Raw genomic sequence first — 25508 nt, 5'->3', positions numbered from 1 at the left:
GCTTCGATTACTCGAAGCGTTTTCTTTTATATATGTAAATACAATTATTTTACTAATTGGATTTCAACACGTCTGTTTAACTCACGACCTTTAACAGTTTTGTTAGAAGCGATTGGGTCAGCAGATCCGTATCCTTTAGAAGTTAAACGAGCTGAATCAACTCCTTGCTCAATTAAATAAACTTTAACAGCGTTTGCTCTGTTGTCAGATAATGGAACGTTAACTCTATCAGATCCTGTACTATCAGTATATCCAGCAATGTGGAATTTAGCTGTTGGGTACTCTTTCATGATTTTAACGATGTTGTCAAGAACAGCGTAAGAAGGTTGTTGGAAAGTATACTTACCTGTGTTGAACAAGATAGTTTTTCCGTACTCGTTAAGTTGTTTAACTTGCTCTTCTTTGATTTCTGGACATCCGTTGTTTTCTACTGTTCCAGGAACATCAGGACATTGATCTAAGTGATCTGGCACTCCGTCTCCGTCTCTATCTGGCCATGGACAACCTTTGTTTTCTTTTGGACCAGGAACTTCTGGACACTCATCTAAATGATCTGGCACTCCGTCTCCGTCAGTATCAGGACATCCGTTGAATTCTGGTAAACCAGGAACTTCTGGACACTCATCTTTTGGATCAGGGATTCCATCTCCGTCTGTATCAGGACATCCGTTGAATTCTGGTAATCCTGGAACATCTGGACACTCATCTAAATGATCTGGAATACCATCTCCGTCTGTATCAGGACATCCGTTGAATTCTGGTAATCCTGGAACATCTGGACACTCATCATACTTGTCTAAGATTCCATCTCCGTCAGTATCTTTTCCTCCAAATTGGAAACGGATACCTGCAAAGTGTTGCATGTGAGAAGCCACATCAACATCTGGGATTCTTGTATCGTCAAATGAATGCTTATAAGTAGACTGTACTGTTAAAGCGATGTTTTTAGTAAACCAGAAGTTAAATCCTAAACCTCCGTTCACTGTACCAGCACTTGCGTCACCCATAAAAGTATAACCTCCACCAACTAAGATGAATGGGTCAACTACTTTAGTTTTCAATAGCTCTTTGAAGCTATATTTGATTTCTGCATCAATTCCGTAGTAAGTTAAATCACCAGGATTGTATTTGAAATACCCTTCTGCTTCATCACTAATGAATTTGTCGATCTTGTTTACAGATCCAACAACTCCAAAAGAGAATCCATCACCTAAGTATCTAGATACATTTAAGTACGATACTGAAGGTAGGATATTGTAATCTCCTGTTTGGAAATAACCCCCCATTCTGTGAGAGAAACCTTTAGCAGCACTAACTTTAGTATTAACCGCGTTAGCTCCAACAGCTACAGACCAAGGATGGTCAGCATCTTGAGCTTGAGCAGAAATACCCGCACAAAGTATAGCAGCTGCAAACAATTTGTTGAGATGTTTCATAACTTTTTATTTTTACTTTTATCGTAATAAGCTCCAAAAATAAGACTATTATTGAATATTTCAAAAAATTTAGTTAATAATCACACTTTGAAAGCCTTAAATTTTACAAACTAAATTACTTTCAATTCCTTTCCTACCTCTGTAAAAGCCTGAATTGCTTTATCTAAATGCTCTTTTGTGTGTGCAGCAGACAACTGAACTCTAATTCTCGCTTTCCCCTGTGGCACCACTGGATAGAAGAATCCTGTAACATATACTCCCTTCTCCAATAGGCGATCTGCCATGTCTTGAGACAACTTAGCATCATACAGCATAACTGGAACAATTGCAGAATCTCCGTCGATAATATCAAACCCTGCTTTTTTCATTCCATCTTTAAAATAATTCGTATTCCACTCTAATTGATCTCTTAACTTAGTGTCTTTCTTCAATAATTCAAACACTTTAATCGATGCACCTACAATCATAGGAGCCAAAGAGTTTGAGAATAAATAAGGACGAGAACGTTGTCTCAACAATTCAATTATTTCTTTCTTACCTGTTGTATATCCACCCATCGCACCTCCTAATGCTTTACCTAAAGTACCCGTGATGATATCAACTCTACCCATTACATTCTTAGCTTCTAATGTACCTTTTCCTGTCGCTCCAATAAATCCAGCAGCATGACACTCATCTACCATAACCAAAGCGTCATACTTATCAGCTAAATCACATATTTTATCTAATGGTGCAACTAATCCATCCATTGAAAACACACCATCCGTAACAATAATCTTAAAGCGGTGACCTGCCTCGTTTGCTTTTATTAACTCAGCTTCTAATGCTTCCATATTATTATTCTCATAGCGGTATCTCGCTGCTTTACATAGACGCACACCATCAATAATTGAAGCGTGATTCAAACTATCTGATATAATTGCATCTTCTGCTCCTAATAATGGTTCAAACACTCCGCCATTAGCATCAAATGCAGCAGCGTATAAAATAGTATCTTCTGTACCATAGAAATCAGCAATAGTTGCTTCTAACTTCTTGTGTATATCTTGCGTTCCACAAATAAAGCGAACAGAAGACATCCCAAAGCCGTGTGTATCCAAAGTATCCTTAGCAGCCTGCACTACTTCTGGATGAGATGATAATCCTAAATAATTATTCGCACAAAAATTCAAAACTCTATCACCACTTGAAACTGTGATTTCTGCTCCTTGAGGAGATGTTATTATGCGCTCTTTTTTAAACAGACCATTTTCTTCAATTGAAGACAACTCCTTTTGTAAATATTCTTTAATCTTTCCGTACATACTAAAATTATTTAATTAGTGTTGTTTGTTTTTAATGACTTTTCCTTTAACTACAAATGTATTATATTTAAATCATCTCCTGTGTATAACAATACTTTTTTAACTACTTCATACCCAATCTCACTTAGCGCTGTAGCGTATTGCAAAACCTGTTGCTTGTATTTTTCTACTTCTTTACCCGTTTTGTAATCTAAAACCATTGCCTTATTCTCGCGAATAACAACTCTATCAGGTATAATATTTCGACGAAGGTTACTAATAATAGCTCTTTCATTGAACACTTGATTCTCTATCGCAAAAAAATCTTTTAACTCCTCGTGATTAACAATTAAAGAGACAATTCTCTTAAAATCATCTTTTTGGCTATCGAATATAAGCCCTTGTTCCAATGCTGTTTGAATTGCTTTATCTATCTCTGTTACATTTCCTACGAAAGACATTATCTCATGCACGACATTCCCGTATTCAATTGCTTTCTGGTTGTGAGAGTTCCACATCAACGCCTCTCTTTGAGCAATCTTTATCGTATTGTCAAAATTAATAACTTGTTTTACGGGTTGGATCAATCTATTTAATTGATCTACCTCATTAGGCTCATGTTGAGAAACGCGCTTGCATTCACCAAATGAATACACTAACTGCGCATCGTTATACATCCCCTCTTGCACCAGAAAATCCAGAAAGAACTTAGATAGGTTGTTCTTAAACTCACCCTTAGAGTTCACGTGCTTATAACTAATGACATATAATTGCTCCTCCGCACGAGTCAATGCAACATAAAGCACGTTAATATTGTCCAACAACATCTCCTGCTCTTTTTGTTCATAGAGTTTCTGAGCTTTCTCTCCATATTCGACAACCTCTTTCTTGGAATCCACTAAAGCTTTGGGAAAATTGACATCTCCCTCTAATCCGGACTCAATATCCACCCACAATTTATCTCTACCTGGTCTACTGTAGTCTTCTTCGGCAAAAGGAAAGATAACAACGGGGAATTCCAGCCCTTTCGACTTGTGAATAGTCATTATCTGTACAGCGTTCTTCCCTTCTGGTGTCGGAATACTAAACTTGTGGTAATTAGATTCCCAGTAATCCAGAAAGTCACTAATACCGAATTGATTCTTTAAACTCTTTTCTAAAACTAAATCCAAAAAATACAAGACGTATGAATTAGCACTCTTATCTGGCATAAAAGCATACACTATTTCTTCTACTGCATCGTACAATGACTTCGCTCTACACGACTGAAAAGATATAGGCACTTGGTGATCCTTTAACCATAACTCAAAATGATCTTCGCTTTCAACACCTAACCCTTCAGTAATAAAATCGTGCTTATTCTCCCCTAACTGATCCCTACTTGCAATATAGTACAGCAATAAAGTCTTAGATTCAATATCTTTAAAATTCCTCAAGTACTTAAGGACATTGATAATCAATCTCACCTCACTGGCATTATTAATCAATAGAGAATCAGAAGATAAAATCTCAATGTCATTCTCCGTTAGGTAATTGGCAAGTACAACTCCATGGTCGCGCTTTCTCGTAAGGATAACAATATCCTTTAACTCAAAACCTTGTTCTAAAACCTTGTGAATCGCTTCCAAAGTAGCTTTTGCAAACTGTTCGTTCTTTTCAACTGTTTCTTCTTCCTCTGTCACAGCTTCCTTTGCCAAGAACGAAACTTCAACGTATCCTCCTTTTTTCTTATTGGGATGTTGATAACTCTTATTCTCGTACAAATCTTTGTAATCAACATCTGTAAAATACTGTGATACATATTTAAAAAAGTGATTGTTAAAAGTAATCACTTCCTCATAACTTCTGTAATTTGTATCCAAGTGAATAGTCGCCTTACTCGGGTTCGAAAAAGGGTTCACATCTTTACTCAACGCAATAAACTGCTCAGCCTTTCCGCCTCTCCATCTATAAATAGACTGTTTGGGATCACCTACAATCATCAAGCTTCCTTTTACTCCTGCATGATCTTCGCCCGCCAAGGCATTATCAATCAGTGGAACTAAGTTTTTCCATTGCATTTCGGAAGTATCTTGAAATTCATCAATAAAGAAATGAGTATAACGCTCTCCTAATCTTTCGTAGATAAAAGGAGCTGGTTGCCCCTGAATTTCTTCATGAATAATGGCATTAAACTGTGAAATAGACAAAATATTCTTCTCACTTTGGATATTGTCCATTTCAATACTAAGCGTATTCAATAGCGACAAAGGGGTAAGGTTCTTCAAAAAAGCTTGACAAAATGCCCTGCGATTATAGAGTTTATATACCTCATCTAAATGCCTTAAAAAATCAGGAATGAGTGCTTCAATCAACTCCTTGTCCTTAGCGGTCTTATTGATAGCAATATCGTCAAATTCAAAATATCTCTTTTGTGTAGCCTTAACCTCGTCTTTTGCAATACACGCAATGTGATTTGGAAAAGTACCTCTTGAAAAAGATTTTACATCTATTCCCTTTTGCTCAATGATTGACTGCAATTCTTGACCAATCTCCTTGGTGCGAGCTTCCACATGCTTAATCTCTTGTCTTAGATAGTCGCGAACTTTTACGAAATCTTCTATCGTGTTCTTTTCGAATAGGCGAATCTCGTCCCTGTTATTTTCATTTAACAACAAGCTCCCAACCTCTTTTAACTCCCTTGTTACATCCCAACTCTTATCGTTATCTGCTTTGTCTAAAGAAAAATCTATCAACAAATCTGTCAATTCTCTATCCGTTCCAGCTTTGGCAATCACAGCGTCAACTGACTCTTGTAGCAACTCATCGGACTCTAAAGAAACTTCAAAAGTGACAGGTAAGCCCAGATCGAATGCAAATGAACGAATAACTTTATGAGTAAATCTATCGATAGTCGAAATATCAAAAGCAGCGAAATTGTGAATAATACTCTTGATTAAACGACTTGAACGACTTCTCACAAAATCTTCTGTAAGGCCCGTTTCCTCAATAATTTGATCGAACATTCCCTTGTATTTCAAGGGAATATCCTCTTTTGAAAAAGCGTTAAGACACGAAACAACACGATTCTTCATCTCGGCAACTGCTTTATTCGTAAAAGTAATCGCCAATATCTTTTTATAAGCGTCTACTTGACTATCCCGCAATAGAATTTTAAGATATTCTTTGACAAGGGTATGGGTTTTACCTGCACCTGCTGAGGCATTATATATTGAAAACGAATGGTTTACAGACATTGAAATTGTACTATAAGTTAACTTTTATTAAACACTCTAACTTTTTATATTAAGCATAAAATGTCTAAATTTGAAATAAAAATAATACTAATCTTTAAATAATACGAATTATGGCTTTCGAATTACCAAAGTTACCATATGCATACGATGCATTGGAACCACATATTGATGCTCGCACAATGGAGATACATCATACAAAACACCACAATGCTTATACTACAAACTTAAATGCTGCTATTGCTGGTACAGATTTAGAAGGAAAGACAATTGAGGAAATCCTTAAAAATCTTGACATGACTAAAGCTGCTGTACGTAATAACGGTGGTGGATTCTACAATCACAATTTATTTTGGACTGTAATGACTCCAAACGGTGGTGGAGAACCAACTGGAGAGTTAGCTGACGCAATCAACAAAGATTTCGGTTCTTTTGCTAACTTTAAAGATGCTTTCTCAAAAGCAGGTGCTTCTCAATTTGGTTCTGGATGGGCATGGTTATGTGTAAAAAATGGTAAGTTAGAAGTATGTGGTACTCCTAACCAAGATAACCCACTTATGCCAGGTGTTGGATGTGGGGGAACTCCAATCTTAGGAATGGACGTTTGGGAACACGCTTACTACTTAAACTACCAAAACCGTCGTCCTGACTATATCACTGCTTTTTTCAATGTGATTAACTGGGCAGAGGTTTCTAAAAGATATGCTGAAGCAAAATAATCAAGCATAAATTCTACAAAAGCGTCAAGATATTCTCTTGACGCTTTTTTTATATCCCTACACGACTAAGTTGAATACAAAATTTTCTTTCTCTCGTATCGCTCATTAAAGTCAAAATACTTAACTTTAACAACAATTAACATTTTCTAAAATTATACGGAATGCACTTGGATTATGAACCTGAAAGAAGACCTACAAAGTCAATAAGAAACTACCTTATTATCCTATTTAATATAATATTCTTATTTGTATTCATCAACTACTTGCCATACGAACCTCAAGTAAACAAAGGACTTGCCTTACTTATTTTCGTTGCAGTACTATGGTTAACCGAAGCAATTCACGTGACTACAACAGCCGTTTTTGTGCCTGTATTAGCCATAGCATTAGGCCTAACAGATACCAAACCAGCACTATCCTCATTCGCTGATCCCACTATTTTTCTATTCTTAGGAGGATTTGTTCTGGCTGGGGCATTACACGTACAAAAACTGGACACTATCATTGCCAACAAGATCATGTTTTTGGCAAAGGGCAAATTATCCCTTGCAGTGTTCTACTTATTTATCGCTACTGCAGTCCTTTCAATGTGGATTAGCAATACAGCAACTGTTGCTATGATGTTACCATTGGTTGTCGGGGTATTGGGACAATTAGATAAAGAAAAGTTCCACAATACCTATGTATTTGTACTATTGGGTATTGCTTATAGTGCCAGTATAGGAGGTATGGGAACAGTAGTAGGAAGTCCGCCTAACGCAATCGTGGCATCACAGTTAGATATAAGCTTTGTCGATTGGATGAAAATGGGACTACCTATGGTCGTTATCTTATTGCCAATTATGATAGGGATTATTTTCCTTGTATTCAAACCTCAGCTTAACTTTACATTCAAGCACACAACCGAAAAAATTGATATGAATAGCGACAGGTGGATTACATTGGGCATATTCTTTTTAACTGCAATTTGCTGGATATTTAGTAAACAACTCAATCCAATTTTCGCTAATCTCGTAGGCTATGGCAAACCAGAATTTACCAATTTTGACACCTTCATATCCCTTGGAGCCTTTATTCTCATTTGCATAAGTCAGGTTTCAAGGTGGAAAGAATTACAACACAATGTAGATTGGGGCGTACTCTTGCTATTCGGTGGTGGACTTACCTTAAGTATGGTACTCAAAGACTCTGGTGCGAGTAAAGTAATGGCTGACCTACTTGTATCGATGATTAAAGGAAGTTCATTCTTTATCATTGGGTTAGTTGTCGCTTTCTTTATTGTGTTCTTGACAGAGTTTACCTCTAATACGGCAAGTGCTGCCTTATTAGTTCCTATATTTATATCGATATCAACAGAACTTGGAATGCCTCCATTAGGCTTATCAATGATTATTGGATTAGGGGCTTCATGTGCTTTTATGTTACCTGTTGCCACTCCGCCAAACGCTCTTGTGTTTGGTACAGGAGATATAAAACAAAAAGAAATGATGAAAGCAGGATTCTTTCTAAACATTATCTGTGCAGTTATCATTTCTGTTGTAGCTTACTACTTTTGGTTATAAAACAGAATAGCTAAAGAAATAGAGTTCAAACGAACATTATTCGCTCAAAGTCAAATAGACTTTGCGTAGCGATTGTCGTAGGTTAATTTGCTCAAAGTCTTTTTGACTTTGAGCAGCAGCAACCTTGTTGCTAAGCAAATCATATCTTCATCCAACATTTTAGTATCTAACCCATCTACTGTAGTGTCTATTCGATATAGCAAGTAGATGATAGGCTTATGATACATTGGTGATCGGTAGGTGATCGGCTTATTTATAGTACTTTTTAGCCGATCACATGCCGACCAAAAGCCGACCACAAGCCGACCACCTCGGAAAAAAAGTAAAAAACACCCATTGATAGCAAAAAAAAGCACTAATCTAAGATTAGTGCTTTATATAAAATCATTTGATATCTATTAATATGGTTTCTCATCTCTACCTTCGTAGTAGTTAATAAAAGCGCGATTAACCACTCTATTACCACCTACTGTAGGATATTCTCCTGTAAAATACCAGTCTCCTAAATTCTTTGGACAAGCTTTATGTAAATTCTCCACTGATTGAAAAACGATCTTCACTTCTGATTTCACCCCTTCGTCTTTAACCATTTCGGCAATCTTCGTAGAAATATCTTCATCTGTAAAAGGTGCATAGATTTCCTTAACATAATTAATCACCTCACTATCGTTAAGATCAATCTGAGCTTTAGATTTCTTATAAACATCGTCAATTACATGACTCAATCCTCTATCCTTCAATAATTCAATAGCGGCTTGAAATGCGATTAATCCTTCTAATTTAGCCATGTCAATTCCATAACAGTCTGGGTATCTCACCTGAGGAGCAGCTGAAACAACAACAATGCGTTTTGGATTTAATCTATCTAACATGCGAATAATACTCTTTTTCAGAGTAGTTCCTCTTACGATACTATCATCGATAATAACAAGGTTATCCGTAGGTTTAATCACTCCATAAGTAACGTCATACACGTGAGCAACTAAATCATCACGACTGCTATCATCAGTAATAAACGTACGCAACTTAGCATCTTTCACTGCGATTTTCTCTGTTCTCAACTTCACAGAAAGAATTTCCTGTAGTTTCTCAGCAGATAAATTCTCTTTATTATTCAAGATATCCGAAATCTTTCTCTGATTCAAGAAGTCTTGAGCTCCTTCTACCATACCGAAAAAAGAAGTTTCTGAAGTATTTGGGATATATGAAAAAACAGAGTTATCGGTATCGTCTTCTATTACTTTCAATACATCAGGTAAGATTAACTTACCAAGATCTTTTCGCTCTTGGTAAATATCAGCATCATTTCCACGAGAAAAATATACGCGTTCAAAAGAACAAGCTTTTAAAGGCAACGGATCTAAAATCTGCTCAAACTGAACCGTTGCATCTTTGCGGATGATAATCGCCTTTCCAGGATCAAGCTCTTTAATATCTTCAAAAGGAACATTAAAAGCAGTTTGAATCACAGGTCGCTCACTTGCCACCACGACAATTTCGTCATTCTCGTAATAAAAAGCAGGGCGTATTCCCGCAGGATCGCGCAATACAAACGAGTCACCATGACCAATCATCCCAGCCATAGCGAAACCTCCATCCCAATTCTTAGAAGCTCTTCTCAATATACGAGCTAAATTCAAGCGCTCTCCAATCAAAGGTGATGCAGCTTTCTTAGAGAATCCTTCTCCTTTTATTTTGTAGTATAAATCGTCAATTTCATCATCTAAGAAATGTCCAATCTTTTCCATTACTGTAATGGTATCTGACATCTCTTTGGGATGTTGTCCCAAGTTTACAAGGTCATTGAAAAGCTCTCTTACATTTGTAAGGTTAAAGTTCCCTGCTACAATTAGGTTTCTGTGTACCCAGTTATTCTGACGTAAAAAAGGGTGAACACTTTCAATGTTATTCTTCCCAAACGTACCATAGCGAACATGCCCTAAAAACACTTCTCCTAAATATGGAATTTGCTTTTTCTGTAGGTCAACATCATTGGCATACTCAGGGTGATCAATCATTTCTTGATTAATACGCCCATTTATTTGAGAGAATATATCCTGTATCGGTTGTGCTTTATTCGAACGAACACGGCTAATATACCTTTCACCAGCATTCATATCCAATTTAATACTTGCCAATCCAGCACCATCTTGACCTCTGTTGTGCTGTTTCTCCATTAGTAAGTACATCTTCTGAATTGGATAGAAAGTACTTCCGTACTTTTCCTTGTAGTAAGATAGCGGTTTCTTCAACCTTAATAAGGCTATCCCACATTCGTGTTTTAGTGCGTCACTCATAAAATTAGTTGTGTGTATTGTGTTTTTTTGATTAAAAAAAGCCCCATAAAGAGGCTATTTTATTATTTAGTTAGCTCAATATTAAATTGAGTTAGCATTTTAAATTCTTGTAATCTTCGTTGCACATCACCTTCAGTCAAACACTCCATTCTCTCCGTTCCAAATTTCTCTACACAAAATGATGCCAGATTTGAACCATAGATAATTGCATTCTTCATATTATTGAATGACACATTGTGCGTTTGTGTCAAATAGCCTGTGAATCCACCAGCAAAAGTATCTCCAGCTCCAGTAGGATCAAATACCTCCTTTAATGGCAAAGCTGGTGCAAAAAACACTTCACTTCCCGAAAACAGTAAAGCTCCGTGCTCTCCTTTCTTAATGACCACATACTTTGGTCCCATCTCTTGAATAACTTCAGCTGCTCTTACCAGGGAATACTCCCCTGACAACTGACGCGCCTCTTCATCATTAATAGTGATAACGTCAATGCGTTTCAACAATACCTTCAACTCATCAAGAGCACAATTCATCCAAAAATTCATTGTATCTAAAACAACTAATTTTGGTTTCGACTTCAATTGATCTAAGACACTGATCTGTATATTAGGGTGCAAATTACCCAACATCACTACATCAGAATCTTTAAATTCTTCAGGAACTACTGGTTTAAAATCAGCTAATACATTTAATTGAGTATCTAATGTATCTCTTGAATTTAGATCATTGTGATAACGTCCACTCCAAAAAAATGTCTTCCCTCCCTTTACAACTTCTATTCCACATGTTTCAATATTCTTGCTCTTTAATAAGTCAAGGTATTCTTGTGGAAAATCATCTCCTACGACAGAAACAATTGCCGATTTCACATTAAAGTGTGAGGCAGACAAACCTATATACGTACCGGCTCCACCAAGAACTTTATCCGTTTTCCCAAATGGAGTTTCAATCGCGTCAAAGGCTACCGTCCCCACGATCAGTAATTTGTTCATATTTTTTGCTAAGAAATAAAGCTGCAAATATAGGGCAATACTTTTTTGACTACAAAATTAAATAGACAATTAATTCTTTATAAAGAGACATGATAAATTTCATTTCATGCGCTTTAACATTTCACAAAAGAACTATCTATTTTTTGTTAAACAACCTCATTCTCTTGAATAAAATGAAGTTATCTTTTTTACTTTCCACAACAAAATCACACCATAACCGATGAGATTATCTCATCTAACAATAGCAATAAAATATATTTCTCTCCTTAAAGATACAGATTAGCAAGTTAATATCAAGACTTAAAACTGATAGATTATTTCAAATCACATCATTTTTAAAAGGAAATAAAGAATATCACATACAACTGAAGTTAACTTTAATTAATTTTAAAAGATTAAACACTAAAAAACAATACAATTTCATGCGAAACCACTTAGCTTTATTCTATTTGCTTATTGTGTGTACTACACTACAAGCACAAGTTCACATTCCGTTTCGATTAACCAGTAGTAATAACATTATTCTAAAGACGCTTGTCAATCAAAGAGATAGTTTAGATCTAATGTTTCAATTAGCTATGGACGACGGTGCCATATCTCCAATTAAAACACATGTTATAGAAAGCATAGCGTTTGACTCTAACGATTTTAGCCCTTCAAATCAAGTACAAATTGGCAATTGCTCTTGGTTTAATATTCCATTTGCAAATAATCAATACAGTGGCAAAGAGTCTGACGGCAAGATTGGCATGACCTTGTTTAAAGGAAAGGTGTTAGAAATCGACTATGACAATTCAACATTAATTGCTCATGATCATATACCTGACACGACAGGTTACAGCGAAATTCCCGTAAGCTATAGAAATGGAGCTCTATTCATCGATATAACTACTGAAATAGATAAACACACTTACACTCATCCGTTTTACTTACAATCGGGCTATTCTGGAGCATTGCTTTACGATGATAATTTCTCCGAGCAAAATACCTTACATAACAAACTCACTACCATCAATCAAAAAGAACTAAAAAACTCGTATGGTCAAAGCATCATCACTAATACTGCATTAATTGACAAACTTGAAATAGCAAATTATGAAATAAAGAACGCTAAAGTAGGCTACTTCACTGGTGAACTAAAAAATCAACCTTTTAGCTTATTTGGAGCTGATATGCTCAAGCGATTTAACTGGATAATAAATGCGGATAGAACAATGGCTTGGATCAAACCAAGCAAATATTATGGTGACACATTCTTAGAGCTGTAGTGAATTTGCACGCCTAAAAACAAAAAAGGAGTGCACCTTTGTGTAGGATGCACTCCTTTTCTAGTTTTCAAGAGTTTCGTAATATTCATCAATCAAAAGATCAGAAGATGTAGCGGCTTTGACTGCTAAAACATCACATCTTTCATTCATTGGATGATCGTTGTGTCCTTTTACCCATTGAAAAGAAACGCGGTGTTTTCTGTAAATCTCCAAGAATCTACTCCAAAGGTCAGGGTTCTTTTTGTCCTTATACCCTTTCTTTTCCCAACCAAACACCCATCCTTTCGTTACGGCATCGATCACATACTTTGAGTCGGAAACAACAAGAACTGAAGTCCCTTCATTTTTAAGCATCTCTAAGCCAACAATAACTGCCATTAACTCCATTCGATTATTTGTAGTCAAGCGAAAACCTTGTGACATCTCTTTATATACATTTCGACCAGCCCACTCGAGAATTAGCCCATAGCCACCAGGGCCAGGATTTCCACGAGAGGAACCATCAGTATACAGGATTACTTGAAAATTACTCATCGAACAGCAATTTATCAATAACAATCGGGAAATGTTTATGCTCTAAAACCTGTACTACCTTGGCAATATCCTCCCATGTAGTGCAGTGTTCAACGGAAGACTTTTCCTGAAAAATTATACCTCCTTCATCGTAATGCTCGTTCACATAGTGTATTGTAATTCCCGTTTCTTTCTCCTTATTAGCTAAAACAGCCTCGTGTACGTGGTGACCATACATCCCTTTACCGCCATATTTAGGCAACAAAGCAGGGTGGATATTGATAACTTTGTTAGGATATAACTGGACAAGAGCCTCGGGAAATTTCCATAAAAAACCAGCTAATACTATCAAATCAGGAGAAAAATCAAGTAAAACACGTTGTATCTCTTCCCCATTCAACATTTCTTTATCAAAAATCACTACTGGTACATTTCTTTTTTCCGCTTTTTCTATTACCTTAGCATTTCGGTTATTTACCAGTACAAGGTATTGGTTCGGAATTAATTTTTCGTCAAAATATTTAATAATGTTTTCAACATTAGTTCCTGAACCGGAAGCGAATAGAGCTATTTTTCTCATAAATAATGCGTTAATAGTCAATTATACATATTAGAATCGAGTACAAAAAAAAGAATAATATGTGACAATAAATAGAAAAATAGTTAGAAGTATTAATTATTTTCATAATTTCGCACCGACAATTAACATAGAAAATAAGGTTTTAAAATAAAGTTTTTTATTTTTGCCGAAAGAAATTAAATTTAAAATTAAAGATTATGTCAGACATTGCATCAAGAGTAAAAGCGATTATCGTTGACAAATTAGGTGTTGACGAGAACGAAGTTGTAGCAGAAGCAAGCTTCAATAATGATTTAGGAGCTGATTCTTTAGATACTGTTGAGCTTATCATGGAGTTCGAAAAAGAATTCGACATTCAAATTCCAGACGATCAAGCTGAAAATATCTCTACAGTTGGTCAAGCTATCTCTTATATTGAAGAAGCTAAAAAATAATAACTTAATACCCCACGTGTCTATTTAATAAACACGTGGGCGTTATTATTTTTAAAATGTCAGATAATTTTTAAGTACAAAAAAGGACAGATTGGAAACAATCTAAAAAATACATCAAACAAACTACCCCAATGTTTCCTTTTTGAAAAGTGAAAGTTGGGATTTTTTTTTTACAAACCATAAATTTAAGTTTTATGAAATTAAAGCGAGTTGTTGTAACAGGTTTAGGTGCTCTTACGCCAATTGGAAACAATATTCAAGAATATTGGAACAACCTGATTAATGGAGTTAGCGGAGCTGCACCCATTACATATTTTGACGCTACCAATTTCAAAACTCAGTTTGCGTGCGAGATAAAGAATTTTAACGTAGAGGATTTTATTGAGAGAAAAGAAGCACGAAAAATGGACCGTTATGCACAATATGCTATGGTAAGTGCAGATGAAGCGATCAAAGATTCAGGATTAAATTTAGAAACTATTGATTTAGATAGAGCAGGAGTTATTTGGGGTTCTGGTATTGGAGGATTAGAGACTTTTCAAAATGAAGTAACTAATTTCGTACAAGGAAATGGAATTCCGAAATTCAACCCTTTCTTTATCCCTAAAATGATAGCAGATTTAGCAGGAGGTCATATATCAATGAAGTATGGACTTAGAGGGCCAAACTTTACGACTGTTTCTGCATGTGCATCTTCTACAAATGCAATAATCGATGCGTTTAACTACATTCGCTTAGGTATGGCAGATATCTTCGTAACAGGAGGATCAGAAGCTGCTGTAACAATTGCAGGTATAGGAGGATTCAATGCAATGCACGCATTATCAACGAGAAACGACGACCCACAAACAGCGTCACGTCCAATGGATAATGAGCGTGACGGTTTCGTTTTAGGAGAAGGAGCTGGAGCATTAGTAATTGAAGAATATGAACACGCTGTTGCACGTGGAGCAAAAATCTACTGCGAAATCGGTGGTGGTGGAATGTCTGCAGATGCACACCATTTAACTGCACCTCATCCAGAAGGACTTGGAGCGACAAATGTAATGATCAACTGTTTAAAAGATGCTGGATTAGAAGCTAAAGATGTTGATGTATTAAATATGCATGGTACTTCTACTCCATTAGGAGATATCGCTGAATCTAAAGCAATCTTAAACGTATTTGGAGAACACGCCTATGACATGAACCTAAACTCGACAAAATCGATGACAGGTCACTTATTAGGTGCAGCAGGAGTAATTGAAGCAATCTCAGTTATTCTTTCTATAGAACACGGTATCGTACCTCCAACTATCAACCATTTCACTGATGATGAAAGTATCGATCCTAAACTAAACTTCACTTTCAACAAAGCTCAGAAAAGAGATGTAAAAGTAGGTATGAGTAATACATTTGGATTCGGAGGACACAACGCTTGTGTCTTAGTGAAAAAATTAGAAAACTAAGAATACTCTTATGTTGAGTAAGCTAATAAATAAGATATATAAAAATTCCCGTTCCTCTAATGAAGACGGGAATTTTTGTCGTACAATATTTAAGATTACAGGAATAAAACCTGCTGATCCACAATACTACAAATTAGCCTTCACTCACCGTTCTATGAACATAATAGATACACATGGCAATCCGGTAAACTACGAAAGATTGGAGTTTCTGGGCGATGCTATGTTGGGCTCTATTATCGCTTCTTATCTTTATTTACAGGTGCCTTATGGAGATGAAGGATACTTGACTAAAATGCGTTCTAAAATAGTCAGTCGCGAAAACTTAAATAGTTTAGGCAAAGAACTTGACTTGATCTCACATGTAGAAAGCAAAATGGGTAACCAACAATTTGGTGAGAATATTTATGGCAACCTTTTAGAAGCACTAATTGGCGCAATATACCTCGACTTAGGATACCCAGCATGTGAACGCTTCATCCACGAAAAACTATTGTCGAAAGTAGCTGATATAGAGCAATTAGAAACAAAAATAACAAGCTATAAGAGTCTACTGATAGAATGGTGTCAAAAAAACAAACACACTTTCAAATTTGACACTTTCGAAGAAGACACTGCAGAAGACACAAAGTATTTTGGTGTAAAATTATATATCGACAATAAAGTAATCGCAAGAGCAAGGGCAACTTCTAAGAAGAAAGCAGAAGAAAAAGCCGCGCAAAGGGCTTATTTCGCACTTCAAGAAAAAATTCATAAATAATTAGTAATTCTTCTATATTAACAATTTGATAATAACAAGTTTAACTAATAAACGTTTAAAAAATTATAATTGTTGTATATTTGTATCGTATGAAAGATTCTACGAAAGTTATCAAACTAACATTAGATGATTTTGATATTGAAGATTACAAACTAATAGCGATACACTCTTCTAAAAAAGAAGATTATAAAGTCGTATACTCGATTAATACTACATTAGAATTATTCTTAGTTAAAGAAGAAAAAGATATAACAATTACTACTGATGAGGGCTTCGCCAATTTCCCACACTTTGAATATGAAGATCACGACCATCATATCTTGTGGAAAGTTGTAGCAAACAAGGCATTCATTAAACCTGATACAGATATTGAATCTCCTCTATTTAGTGATAAAAAACACGCTATTACAAAGCAAGGTTACCTTGTGCCCGAACTGAAAAACGTTGATTACTTAATAAAAATAGAAGATACTGATGAATATTTTGACATTGGTATAGTCCTTGAAAAGTTAAACTCAATCAAAATCTTCTCTACTGCCTACGAAGTTAGACAGGAAACAATTAAAAATAGAAAAAACCTAATTTTTTAAAATATGGTAGCACAAAAAAAGACAAAAATCGTTGCAACATTAGGACCTGCTTCAAGTTCGAAAGAAGTGTTGCACAACATGATTAAGGCAGGTGTAAACGTATTTAGAATAAACTTCTCGCACGCAGATTATTCTGACGTACAAGAAAAAATTGATATAATCCGTGAGCTTAACAAAGAGTACGGATATACAACTTCTATCTTAGGAGACTTACAAGGTCCTAAGCTACGTGTCGGTGTTATGGCTGAAGATGTAATAGTTAATCCTGGTGATACTATTACTTTTTCTACGAAAGAAGAGTTCAAAGGTGACGCTCAACGCGTTTACATGAACTATCAACAATTTCCACAAGATGTAAATCCTGGGGAAAGAATTTTATTAGACGACGGAAAATTGATTTTCGAAGTTTTAGAAACAAATAGAAAAGACGAAGTAAAAGCGAAAGTTATTCAAGGAGGTCCTTTGAAATCTAAGAAAGGGGTAAACCTTCCAATGACAAAAGTATCTTTGCCTGCTCTAACGGAAAAAGACATTAGAGATGCTATTTTTGCTATCAAAGCACAAGTAGACTGGATGGCTTTATCTTTTGTTAGAACATCAGCGGATTTACTTGATTTGCAAAACTTAATCAATGAACACTCTGATCACAAAATTCCAATCGTTGCAAAAATCGAAAAACCGGAAGCAGTAAAAAATATCAAAAGTATTGTTACAAGCTGTGATGGTCTAATGGTTGCACGTGGTGACTTAGGAGTAGAAATTCCTGCACAAGAGGTTCCACTAATCCAAAAAGAATTAGTACAAGCTGCAAAAAATGCGCGTATTCCTGTGATTATTGCTACTCAAATGATGGAAACAATGATCTCAAGCTTAACTCCAACAAGAGCAGAGGTAAACGACGTAGCAAACTCTGTCATGGACGGTGCTGATGCGGTGATGCTTTCTGGAGAAACTTCAGTAGGTAGCTACCCTGTACAAGTAATTGAGAAAATGACACAAATTATTCAAAGTGTTGAAAATTCTCCATTGATTAAAGTTCCTCAAAGCCCACCGACAATCAAAACAAATCGCTATATCACTAAAAACATTTGTTATCACGCAGCTTTAATGGCTAATGATATCGAAGCTAAGGCGATTTGTACTTTGACAAACAGTGGATATACAGCATTCCAAATTTCTGCTTGGAGACCAAATAGTAATATCTTAGTATTCTCATCTAACAGACGTATTATTACGCAGTTAAACTTATTATGGGGAGTACAAGCATTCTATTACGACAAGTTTGTAAGTACAGACGAAACAATTGACGACATTAACAATATCGTAATGGAACAAGGTTTTGCAAAAAAAGGAGATATGGTTATTAACCTTGCTGCTATGCCAATCGTTGAAAAAGGTATGGTAAATACTTTAAGAATTTCTGAAGTAAAATAAAAATCTAACTATATTACAACAAAAAGGGGAGTCATTAGACTCCCCTTTTTTATGCTTCTCCCTCCCACTCAGTATAAAACTGAGCTAAAAAGTTTTCCATGTATCGATGGCGACCTTCAGCAAGTTTCAGACCTGTTTTAGTATTCATTAGATCTTTCAACTTAAGTAATTTCTCGTAAAAGTGATTAACACTTGTCCCTTTATGGTTTTTGTACGCTTCTTTCGTCATACCAAAAACAGGGTCAATACTCGGATCGTAAATTACATTATTCTTAAATCCACCATAATTAAATGTACGGGCAATTCCAATAGCTCCTAAAGCATCTAAACGGTCTGCGTCTTGAACTATATCTAATTCATCAGATCGAAACGTTTGATTGAAATTACCCCCTTTAAAAGAGATATTCTCTATACCTAAAACAACGTGATCAATCACATCGGATTCAAACTTTAACTGCTCAAGCAATTTACGCGCTTTAAGCGGTCCAATGGATTCATCACCATCGTGAAACTTACTATCAGCTATATCGTGCAAAAGAGCAATTAACTTAACCACGGTAAGGTTAACTTCACCTTCTTCTTTAGCAATCGTTAAAGCAGTCCGATAAACTCGCTCGATGTGAAACCAATCGTGTCCACTCTCAGCGTTTTCTAACTCTTTCTTTACATAAAGAATTACTTGATCAATTTGTTTGTCCATTTTATTGTGTTGTTTGAGTTGTTTGAGGTTTGTGTTGCTATTTAATCAGCGCTGGACGTACCCATTTAAACACATGCGGCTCACTCTCTACTACCATTCTCTCAGCTACACGAGTCATTCTTGCAGGTAACTTCATTAAGTAGTCACGCGCTTTTTCAGCTTCATCAGTTAAATTAGTTAAATCAGCAATCTTCCAACGTTGAATTAATTTCTCCATAATATCAACATAGTCATGAGCGGTATACACGCCAATACGCTGAGCCGAGTCAGAAAAACGCTCAAAAGCATCACCCATCTTACCACCTGACTCCCTGATAAGGTTTGCAGGCATTGTAATCTTTCTTCTCATCATATCCACGAATGCCAATAACATCTCACTTGCATCTACTTTGAAAATTCTATCGACAAACTCTGAATAAGCATGATGATGACGCATCTCATCTCCAGCAATCAATCTACAAATCTTAGATAGCTTATGATCTCCATATTGCTTAGCTAATTTAGCTACGCGATTATGAGAAACATAAGTAGCTAATTCTTGGAAACTTGTAAACACAAAGTTCTTGTAAGGATCTCTATCTGTACCAGGGTCAAAGCCATCATTCAATAAATGATGCGTAGTAATCTCCACCTCTCTCATGTCCACACGACCAGAAAGGTATAAGTACTTATTCAGCAAATCCCCGTGTCGGTTTTCTTCACCAGTCCAATGGCGAATCCACTTTGCCCAACCATTTCCACCTTCACCTTCTTTTTGTTTCACACCTTCCACATCCATTAACCAAGATTCATAAGTAGGTAGTGCTTCTTCAGTAATAGTATCTCCAACAAGAACTACCCAAAAATCGTAAGGTAATTCTTTTGCGTATTCTCTTAATTCGATGACCTCATCAATAAATTCCTCACTCTCAGAGTCAGGCAATAAATCCGAAGGTTGCCAAATTTTCTCAACTGGAATAAGATAGTTATCAACAAAACTATCTATATTCTTTTCTAAGAAGTGCATCACTTCCAGACGTACGTTTTTAATAGACATAAATAATGATTTATATCCTATACTGCTGCGGGTTTGGTTTAGTTTGTTTGAGCAGATAGGCAGTAATTATTAAACTAATTTTGATTTGATTCTTTCTTCACACTTAGCAAAGATTTCTTCAAATGTATAGTCAGAAACCTTCATAGGTTCATGAGCATATATACTTATATTAGCAAGCATACCAAAAGGAAACTTGCCAAATCGGAATAACTTCCAAGAGTTATTAATCGTCAATGGTACAACATAAGCCTCTGGAGCATACTTAATCAACATCTTCACTCCATTCTCTGAAAAGCGTTTTAGCTTGCCATCTCGACTGCGAGTACCTTCAGGAAAAATTACAGCAGATCGGTTATACTTAGCGATATATTGCCCTAAATCTCTAATTGCTGCAAGAGCCTGTTTAGCATCTTTTCTGTCAATCAACACAGAACCACCATGCTTAAGGTTGTACGAAACACTGGGAAATCCTTTCCCTAACTCCTTCTTACTAACAAATTTTGGATGATTCTTTCTAAAAAACCATATAATCATAGGAATATCAAACATACTTTGATGATTAGATACAAAGATTATTGGTTTATCTGTAGGAAGGTCCTTATGACCTCGAAATTTATAGGTAGTTCCAAGTACGCCAGTAACGAGCATTAACCACCACACCAAGGAATCTACAACTTTTTTATGTGCCTGGTACCCAAATAGATTAAAAGCAATCCATTGAAAAGCTTGAAAAACATATAAGACCACCAGCAACAATACTACAAAGAGTATAGAAAAGGGGATTGATATTATCTTTTGCATTTGCTTATATAGTTAATAAGCAAATATACATTAAAAAAAAGACCACCCTCAGAGGTGGTCTACTTTTTTAGCAATATTCTTGAAAAGCGTCTTTTAAATTCTCAGCAATTACTTCTGCTGGATGCCCTTCGATATGATGTCTTTCTAACATGTGTACTAATTCTCCATCTTTAAATAGAGCCATTGAAGGCGAAGAAGGAGGAAAAGGGAACATATGCTTACGTGCTGCATCTACAGCATCTTTATCTACTCCAGCAAATACAGTGATAATGTTTGCTGGTTTCTTATCTCCTGTAAGGCTCATGATAGCCCCTGGACGTGCATTACGAGCTGCACAACCACAAACAGAATTAACAACTACTAAAGTTGTATCGCCCTTTGCAATTACTGCATCTACTTCTTCTGCTGTATGTAGTGATTCAAATCCTGCATCAACTAATTCTTGACGCATTGGTTTTACTATTTCTTCTGGATACATAATATTTAATCTAAATAGGTTATAAAGCAAAGTTACACATTTTCTTAAAGAAAGGAATAGCACAATTATAAAGAAATGTTATACTTTATATTAGAGCTTATTTCTTGCTTTTTTTCTTCATTTTATTTAACCAAATAAACAAGCCTGTAATAGGCAAACTCGTAGCAATAAGACAGACAATGAAATAGATAAACTTCGAAAAACCACCATAAATATCTCCAAAATGCAATGGTCGAATTGAGGCTGACAACTTCTCTCCTATGCTCTTTTCACTAAATAACTCTTTTCGAATTACCACACCTGTATACTGATCTATAAAAACGCGATCTGTCACTGTTTCGTTGAATCGAGCCAATTCGTTCTTGCTAATCTCAAAACTACCTTCTGCGTTTTTAGGCAGTGTTACAGTTACTGTTCTTGCTTGGTAAGGCAAAGCTTTATCGGCCAAAGCTAATGCATCTTCCAAGCGAATAGATCTACCATCTTCGACAACATTTGATAATGGTTTCACTTCATTTCTTCCTCCAAATACTTTTGTTCCCAGTACCTTGCTCAACCCATCTCTGTACCACTCAAAGGACCAACATAATCCAGTGATTGACAAAACAAATAAAACAGCAAAAGTATAAAAGCCAAGCGTATTGTGTAGATCGTGATTAATTCGCTTCCAATTCGCCTTAAACTTAACTTGAAAGCCTGGTCTAAAACTTTTCCAACCTTTAACTTTTTTGGGTAACCATAGAATCATTCCTGAAATAGATAAAACGATGAAGATGATAGTTGAAACTCCAACTATTGGTCGTCCAATCTTCATATCTAACAACAGCCATCTATGCAACTTAAATACAGTCATAAAGAATTCACTGGCAGGTCCCCTACCCTCACCCAGAACCTCTCCATTATATGGATTAACATAAACTGTTTCTCCACGCTTATCTTTATCAGCAAAAGAAACTGAAAACACATAAGGCTTTATGGCGTTATCTGAAATACTAACACGACTAACTACCCCATTGTATTGTTGCTCAATATCACTTTGCAGCTTATTCAGGCTCACTTTGGTATCACCTACTTCCGCAATCTTATACATACTAGGGGCTAACCATGTTTGTATTTCACTCTTATACGTATAAATAGTCCCTGTTAAACAGACAACAAATAAAATCACAGAGCTACCTATACCCAACCAAAGGTGAATATCATTGATAAATTTTCTGAAAGTATAATGCTTTTTCACATTCATAAAAAGACTTATAAAAAGAACAAACACGATTCTATCATTGTAAAATCGTGTTTGTTATATGTTACTAACTATATTTATCTAAGATGATTAAAATCTATAAGTTAACTGAGCTGCGAAGTTTCTTGGAGCAATCTCATTAATATATCCACCTCTATAATATGAAGTATAACCAATCTGATCAAACATATTATTTGCAAATACTTTAATACTTGCGTTCTTATATGTATAACCGATCTGTGCATTTACAGTTGTATATTCTGGCATATCAAATGGGCGTCTATTCACATAAGAACCGTGACCATCAGAAGTTCTTGCATATTCGTTAACTGGGCGTTTTCCAACATAGTAAACTCCTAATCCTAATGAAAGACCATTCAGTTTACCGTCGTTAAACTTATAATTGATCCAACCATTCGCACTGTGCTCTGGTGCATTCATTGGAGCTGATCCGTCTACGTAATTAGGACTATCTTGGTATCTTGCTACAAGGTTAGCATACCCAAGCATAACTTCAAGGTTATTAGTAATCTTACCGTTAATCTCTAATTCAAAACCGTTTCTCTTAAGACTACCCACTTTGTCATAAAGGCCTGTTCCTTTACCATTCTCATCAATTACCTCAGCTAATAAGTTATCTTGAGTAATGAAGTAATAACTAAAGTTTACCCCTAAGTGGTCGTTAAACCAGTTTGATTTAAATCCAAACTCAAATTGATCTGTATCTTGTGGTCCTGCGAATCCACCATCGTGCATCTTATAGTTTGATTGTCTTAAACTACTTGTTGTAGTATATGAAGCAAACGTACTGATGTTTTCTTGTGGTTTGAAGATTAAACCAACTGCTGGGTTCCATCTTTCTACAGTTGCACCTTCTGTTACATTTCCATTTAGACGACTGTATCTAATACCCAATAAAGCACTTAATTTATCACCAATCTGGATATAATCCTGTGCCATAAAACCATAAGTTGGTGTTACAGATTTACTGTATGGTCCTTTCTTAGCAGGACGATACTCTAAACCTTCTGGTTTCTGGTTGTTAATATCTTCTAAGACATTGATATTATCTTGATATAAAACACCATTCAAGTACGCTTCATATCCGTGAGTTTCTAAGCGATTCTCTCTATAATCAAAACCAACTTGGAAAGTGTGTTTCAACATACCTGTGAAGATATCCTTACCGATGAAATCAACTTGAATAACAGAGTTTCTATCATCGCGATCAGAACGGCCAATAGTACGCTTTCTATTAGCAAACTCACTAAAGTCAGTGATTGCCTCTTGTTTTTTGTGTAATGCAATAGATGAATCTTCAGTATCTGTTTTATAGATTGAGTTAACAGAAGAAAATCTAAAGCTCAATTTCTCTGTCAATTGTCTTTCAAAACGCGCAACATAGTTCAGAGATTGTACATTCATATTATCTTGCTTATAACCTAAGAAGCGGTTATGCGGCATTTCTAATAATTTATCTGTATAATCAGGACCTAAATTAACAGTACCTCTATCTGGTGTATAGTCACCATATAGATAATCCATTTCTAAAGTTAACTTCGTTTTATCGTCAATTTTCCAAGACAAAGATGGGTTAACGTAAAAATGCTCGTTATCTACAAATGTTCTCCATCCGTCGTTGCGCTCATAAGCACCATTAAAACGGAAAGACAACGTTTCTTTCTTATCTAATACTTGCTCAATATCAAGTGTTGGACGAACTTGTCCATAACTTCCTGTACGGAAACCAATTTCTCTCTTATTCTGGAAGTTTGGTGTTTTAGTTACTAAGTTAATCACACCCCCAGCAGCACCTAATCCATTACCTATTCCCTGTAGAATAGCAGCTGAACCTTTTATTACCTCAAGACTCTCTACACCTTGCATATCCGCAATCGCAGAAGCTGTTCTAAAGTCCGAATCCATAGCTACACCATTTCTCAAAACTGGTGTACCACGGAAACCGCGAATTGACATACTTTCTTTTACTCCACCATAACTTGCAAACTGAGTAACCCCAGCTACGTTACGAGCAGCATCTGTAATAGACAAAGCTCCTTGCTCTTTTATAATGTGATCAGAAACAATACTGATTGACTGAACTTGATCTTGTAAACCAAGTGGTAATCTTGTCAAATACTGTAGTTTTTTTACATTTTTATTTGATCGACCATAAACAGTAATATTAGCTAACTGCCCATCGTTTACTAACAAAAAGTTAGCAACCTCATCTTTCTTAGAAAAATTAAACTCTCTCACAGATGATGAAAAACCAACAAATGAAGCTTTAATAGATTGCTTTCCTTGAGGTACATCTTTTAGAATATATTCTCCATTCGCATCTGTTTGCGTCGTTATATTAGTATTCTCGATATAAATTGTTGCAAATGGCAAGGGTTTATTGACTTCATCAACAACTCTACCTTTAATGGTAGAAGATTGTGCCAATCCTACCACAGAACAACAAGCACTAAAAATAATTGTAGCAATAGTTCTCATTTAAAAATGTATTATTTAGACTGATTTAACTGAATGCAAAAGTAAACTGATTCTAAATAATTAACAAATCTTATTAAGACTTTATTTAAATAAAATATAAAATAACAAACTAAATCATATACGACACTATACTTAATCCTACTATTTACATAGGATAATTGTAAAAAACAATGAAATTCTAAGAAAAGAAAAAACACAATAAAAAGTA

Annotated in this window: 21 protein-coding genes; 8 read left to right on the top strand and 13 right to left on the bottom strand. The window is 35.7% G+C overall.

Annotated features, from left to right (window positions below):
- Positions 1 to 44: 44 nt before the first annotated feature.
- The 3 genes from NWE55_RS08090 to NWE55_RS08080 form a co-directional block, all read right to left on the bottom strand.
- Positions 45 to 1436 carry an OmpA family protein gene (locus NWE55_RS08090; RefSeq protein WP_155091583.1) on the bottom strand — a complete coding sequence of 464 codons (1392 nt, stop codon included), beginning with the start codon at positions 1434 to 1436 and terminating at the stop codon, positions 45 to 47.
- Positions 1437 to 1546: 110 nt separating this feature from the next.
- Complete coding sequence (gene kbl / locus NWE55_RS08085; RefSeq protein WP_155091584.1) at positions 1547 to 2740, bottom strand: glycine C-acetyltransferase; 1194 nt, start codon at positions 2738 to 2740, stop codon at positions 1547 to 1549.
- Positions 2741 to 2790: 50 nt separating this feature from the next.
- Positions 2791 to 5955 carry a UvrD-helicase domain-containing protein gene (locus NWE55_RS08080; RefSeq protein WP_155091585.1) on the bottom strand — a complete coding sequence of 1055 codons (3165 nt, stop codon included), beginning with the start codon at positions 5953 to 5955 and terminating at the stop codon, positions 2791 to 2793.
- 110 nt (positions 5956 to 6065) lie between these two features.
- Here NWE55_RS08080 and NWE55_RS08075 point away from each other — a divergent pair, with 110 nt between their 5' ends.
- Together NWE55_RS08075 and NWE55_RS08070 are read left to right on the top strand one after the other, a co-directional pair.
- On the top strand, positions 6066 to 6671 hold the full coding sequence (locus NWE55_RS08075; RefSeq protein ID WP_155091586.1) for a superoxide dismutase: 606 nt from the start codon (positions 6066 to 6068) through the stop codon (positions 6669 to 6671).
- Between the two features lie 161 nt (positions 6672 to 6832).
- Positions 6833 to 8233 carry an SLC13 family permease gene (locus NWE55_RS08070; protein ID WP_155091587.1) on the top strand — a complete coding sequence of 467 codons (1401 nt, stop codon included), beginning with the start codon at positions 6833 to 6835 and terminating at the stop codon, positions 8231 to 8233.
- A gap of 398 nt (positions 8234 to 8631) precedes the next feature.
- On the opposite strand, the gene NWE55_RS08065 is transcribed toward NWE55_RS08070, so the two are convergent.
- Both NWE55_RS08065 and NWE55_RS08060 read right to left on the bottom strand, forming a co-directional pair.
- Positions 8632 to 10530, bottom strand: a complete 1899-nt coding sequence (locus tag NWE55_RS08065; protein WP_155091588.1) for an amidophosphoribosyltransferase — start codon at positions 10528 to 10530, stop codon at positions 8632 to 8634.
- Between the two features lie 62 nt (positions 10531 to 10592).
- Positions 10593 to 11522 (bottom strand): PfkB family carbohydrate kinase, encoded by a 930-nt coding sequence (locus NWE55_RS08060; RefSeq protein ID WP_155091589.1) that lies wholly within the window; start codon positions 11520 to 11522, stop codon positions 10593 to 10595.
- Positions 11523 to 11944: 422 nt separating this feature from the next.
- On the opposite strand from NWE55_RS08060, the gene NWE55_RS08055 reads away from it, so the two are divergent.
- The gene (locus tag NWE55_RS08055; protein WP_155091590.1) at positions 11945 to 12790 is read left to right on the top strand and encodes a hypothetical protein; all 846 of its coding nucleotides are present in this window, start codon (positions 11945 to 11947) and stop codon (positions 12788 to 12790) included.
- Positions 12791 to 12850: 60 nt separating this feature from the next.
- Here the strand turns inward: NWE55_RS08055 and rnhA are convergent, their stop codons facing one another.
- Both rnhA and purN read right to left on the bottom strand, forming a co-directional pair.
- On the bottom strand, positions 12851 to 13324 hold the full coding sequence (rnhA, locus tag NWE55_RS08050; protein WP_155091591.1) for a ribonuclease HI: 474 nt from the start codon (positions 13322 to 13324) through the stop codon (positions 12851 to 12853).
- Positions 13317 to 13883 carry a phosphoribosylglycinamide formyltransferase gene (gene purN / locus NWE55_RS08045; protein WP_155091592.1) on the bottom strand — a complete coding sequence of 189 codons (567 nt, stop codon included), beginning with the start codon at positions 13881 to 13883 and terminating at the stop codon, positions 13317 to 13319. Before purN ends, rnhA begins: the two co-directional genes overlap by 8 nt.
- 197 nt (positions 13884 to 14080) lie before the next feature.
- On the opposite strand from purN, the gene NWE55_RS08040 reads away from it, so the two are divergent.
- The 5 genes from NWE55_RS08040 to pyk all read left to right on the top strand — a co-directional run bounded on the left by NWE55_RS08040 (position 14081) and on the right by pyk (position 18546).
- Positions 14081 to 14317, top strand: a complete 237-nt coding sequence (locus NWE55_RS08040) for an acyl carrier protein (RefSeq protein WP_155035668.1) — start codon at positions 14081 to 14083, stop codon at positions 14315 to 14317.
- 194 nt (positions 14318 to 14511) lie between these two features.
- On the top strand, positions 14512 to 15765 hold the full coding sequence (fabF, locus tag NWE55_RS08035) for a beta-ketoacyl-ACP synthase II (protein WP_155091593.1): 1254 nt from the start codon (positions 14512 to 14514) through the stop codon (positions 15763 to 15765).
- Positions 15766 to 15775: 10 nt separating this feature from the next.
- Positions 15776 to 16522 (top strand): ribonuclease III, encoded by a 747-nt coding sequence (gene rnc / locus NWE55_RS08030; RefSeq protein WP_155091594.1) that lies wholly within the window; start codon positions 15776 to 15778, stop codon positions 16520 to 16522.
- Positions 16523 to 16611: 89 nt separating this feature from the next.
- Complete coding sequence (locus NWE55_RS08025; protein WP_155091595.1) at positions 16612 to 17112, top strand: IPExxxVDY family protein; 501 nt, start codon at positions 16612 to 16614, stop codon at positions 17110 to 17112.
- A 3-nt stretch (positions 17113 to 17115) separates the two neighbouring features.
- Complete coding sequence (gene pyk / locus NWE55_RS08020; RefSeq protein ID WP_155091596.1) at positions 17116 to 18546, top strand: pyruvate kinase; 1431 nt, start codon at positions 17116 to 17118, stop codon at positions 18544 to 18546.
- Positions 18547 to 18595: 49 nt separating this feature from the next.
- Here pyk and NWE55_RS08015 read toward each other — a convergent pair whose 3' ends face one another.
- From NWE55_RS08015 to NWE55_RS07990, 6 genes are all read right to left on the bottom strand, one after another.
- Entirely contained in the window at positions 18596 to 19246 is a 651-nt protein-coding gene (locus NWE55_RS08015) for an HD domain-containing protein (protein WP_155091597.1), read from the bottom strand.
- A 37-nt stretch (positions 19247 to 19283) separates the two neighbouring features.
- Complete coding sequence (locus NWE55_RS08010; RefSeq protein ID WP_155091598.1) at positions 19284 to 20282, bottom strand: acyl-ACP desaturase; 999 nt, start codon at positions 20280 to 20282, stop codon at positions 19284 to 19286.
- Positions 20283 to 20351: 69 nt separating this feature from the next.
- The gene (locus tag NWE55_RS08005) at positions 20352 to 21083 is read right to left on the bottom strand and encodes a lysophospholipid acyltransferase family protein (RefSeq protein WP_155091599.1); all 732 of its coding nucleotides are present in this window, start codon (positions 21081 to 21083) and stop codon (positions 20352 to 20354) included.
- Positions 21084 to 21150: 67 nt separating this feature from the next.
- Positions 21151 to 21561 carry a BrxA/BrxB family bacilliredoxin gene (locus tag NWE55_RS08000; RefSeq protein ID WP_155091600.1) on the bottom strand — a complete coding sequence of 137 codons (411 nt, stop codon included), beginning with the start codon at positions 21559 to 21561 and terminating at the stop codon, positions 21151 to 21153.
- Between the two features lie 97 nt (positions 21562 to 21658).
- A complete protein-coding gene (locus NWE55_RS07995; protein ID WP_155091601.1) occupies positions 21659 to 22804 on the bottom strand; it encodes a PepSY-associated TM helix domain-containing protein in 1146 nt (381 codons plus the stop codon).
- Positions 22805 to 22891: 87 nt separating this feature from the next.
- Positions 22892 to 25300, bottom strand: a complete 2409-nt coding sequence (locus NWE55_RS07990; protein WP_155091602.1) for a TonB-dependent receptor — start codon at positions 25298 to 25300, stop codon at positions 22892 to 22894.
- Positions 25301 to 25508 lie beyond the last annotated feature (208 nt).

The organism is Myroides albus (assembly GCF_024722315.1).
Lineage (GTDB): Bacteria > Bacteroidota > Bacteroidia > Flavobacteriales > Flavobacteriaceae > Flavobacterium > Flavobacterium album_A.
The sequence above is the reverse complement of the archived record's forward strand: the minus strand, read 5'-3'. Positions and strand labels throughout refer to the sequence as shown.

Coding starts and splice junctions, on each gene's coding strand:
- pyk (WP_155091596.1), top strand. CDS start 17,116: ATGGTAGCACAAAAAAAGACAAAAATCGTTGCAACATTAGGACCTGCT.
- NWE55_RS08000 (WP_155091600.1), bottom strand. CDS start 21,561: ATGTATCCAGAAGAAATAGTAAAACCAATGCGTCAAGAATTAGTTGAT.
- NWE55_RS08005 (WP_155091599.1), bottom strand. CDS start 21,083: ATGCAAAAGATAATATCAATCCCCTTTTCTATACTCTTTGTAGTATTG.
- NWE55_RS08015 (WP_155091597.1), bottom strand. CDS start 19,246: ATGGACAAACAAATTGATCAAGTAATTCTTTATGTAAAGAAAGAGTTA.
- NWE55_RS07995 (WP_155091601.1), bottom strand. CDS start 22,804: ATGAATGTGAAAAAGCATTATACTTTCAGAAAATTTATCAATGATATT.
- NWE55_RS07990 (WP_155091602.1), bottom strand. CDS start 25,300: ATGAGAACTATTGCTACAATTATTTTTAGTGCTTGTTGTTCTGTGGTA.
- rnhA (WP_155091591.1), bottom strand. CDS start 13,324: ATGAGTAATTTTCAAGTAATCCTGTATACTGATGGTTCCTCTCGTGGA.
- NWE55_RS08040 (WP_155035668.1), top strand. CDS start 14,081: ATGTCAGACATTGCATCAAGAGTAAAAGCGATTATCGTTGACAAATTA.
- rnc (WP_155091594.1), top strand. CDS start 15,776: ATGTTGAGTAAGCTAATAAATAAGATATATAAAAATTCCCGTTCCTCT.
- NWE55_RS08065 (WP_155091588.1), bottom strand. CDS start 10,530: ATGAGTGACGCACTAAAACACGAATGTGGGATAGCCTTATTAAGGTTG.
- NWE55_RS08010 (WP_155091598.1), bottom strand. CDS start 20,282: ATGTCTATTAAAAACGTACGTCTGGAAGTGATGCACTTCTTAGAAAAG.
- NWE55_RS08070 (WP_155091587.1), top strand. CDS start 6,833: ATGCACTTGGATTATGAACCTGAAAGAAGACCTACAAAGTCAATAAGA.
- NWE55_RS08090 (WP_155091583.1), bottom strand. CDS start 1,436: ATGAAACATCTCAACAAATTGTTTGCAGCTGCTATACTTTGTGCGGGT.
- NWE55_RS08060 (WP_155091589.1), bottom strand. CDS start 11,522: ATGAACAAATTACTGATCGTGGGGACGGTAGCCTTTGACGCGATTGAA.
- NWE55_RS08055 (WP_155091590.1), top strand. CDS start 11,945: ATGCGAAACCACTTAGCTTTATTCTATTTGCTTATTGTGTGTACTACA.
- fabF (WP_155091593.1), top strand. CDS start 14,512: ATGAAATTAAAGCGAGTTGTTGTAACAGGTTTAGGTGCTCTTACGCCA.
- kbl (WP_155091584.1), bottom strand. CDS start 2,740: ATGTACGGAAAGATTAAAGAATATTTACAAAAGGAGTTGTCTTCAATT.
- NWE55_RS08080 (WP_155091585.1), bottom strand. CDS start 5,955: ATGTCTGTAAACCATTCGTTTTCAATATATAATGCCTCAGCAGGTGCA.
- NWE55_RS08075 (WP_155091586.1), top strand. CDS start 6,066: ATGGCTTTCGAATTACCAAAGTTACCATATGCATACGATGCATTGGAA.
- NWE55_RS08025 (WP_155091595.1), top strand. CDS start 16,612: ATGAAAGATTCTACGAAAGTTATCAAACTAACATTAGATGATTTTGAT.
- purN (WP_155091592.1), bottom strand. CDS start 13,883: ATGAGAAAAATAGCTCTATTCGCTTCCGGTTCAGGAACTAATGTTGAA.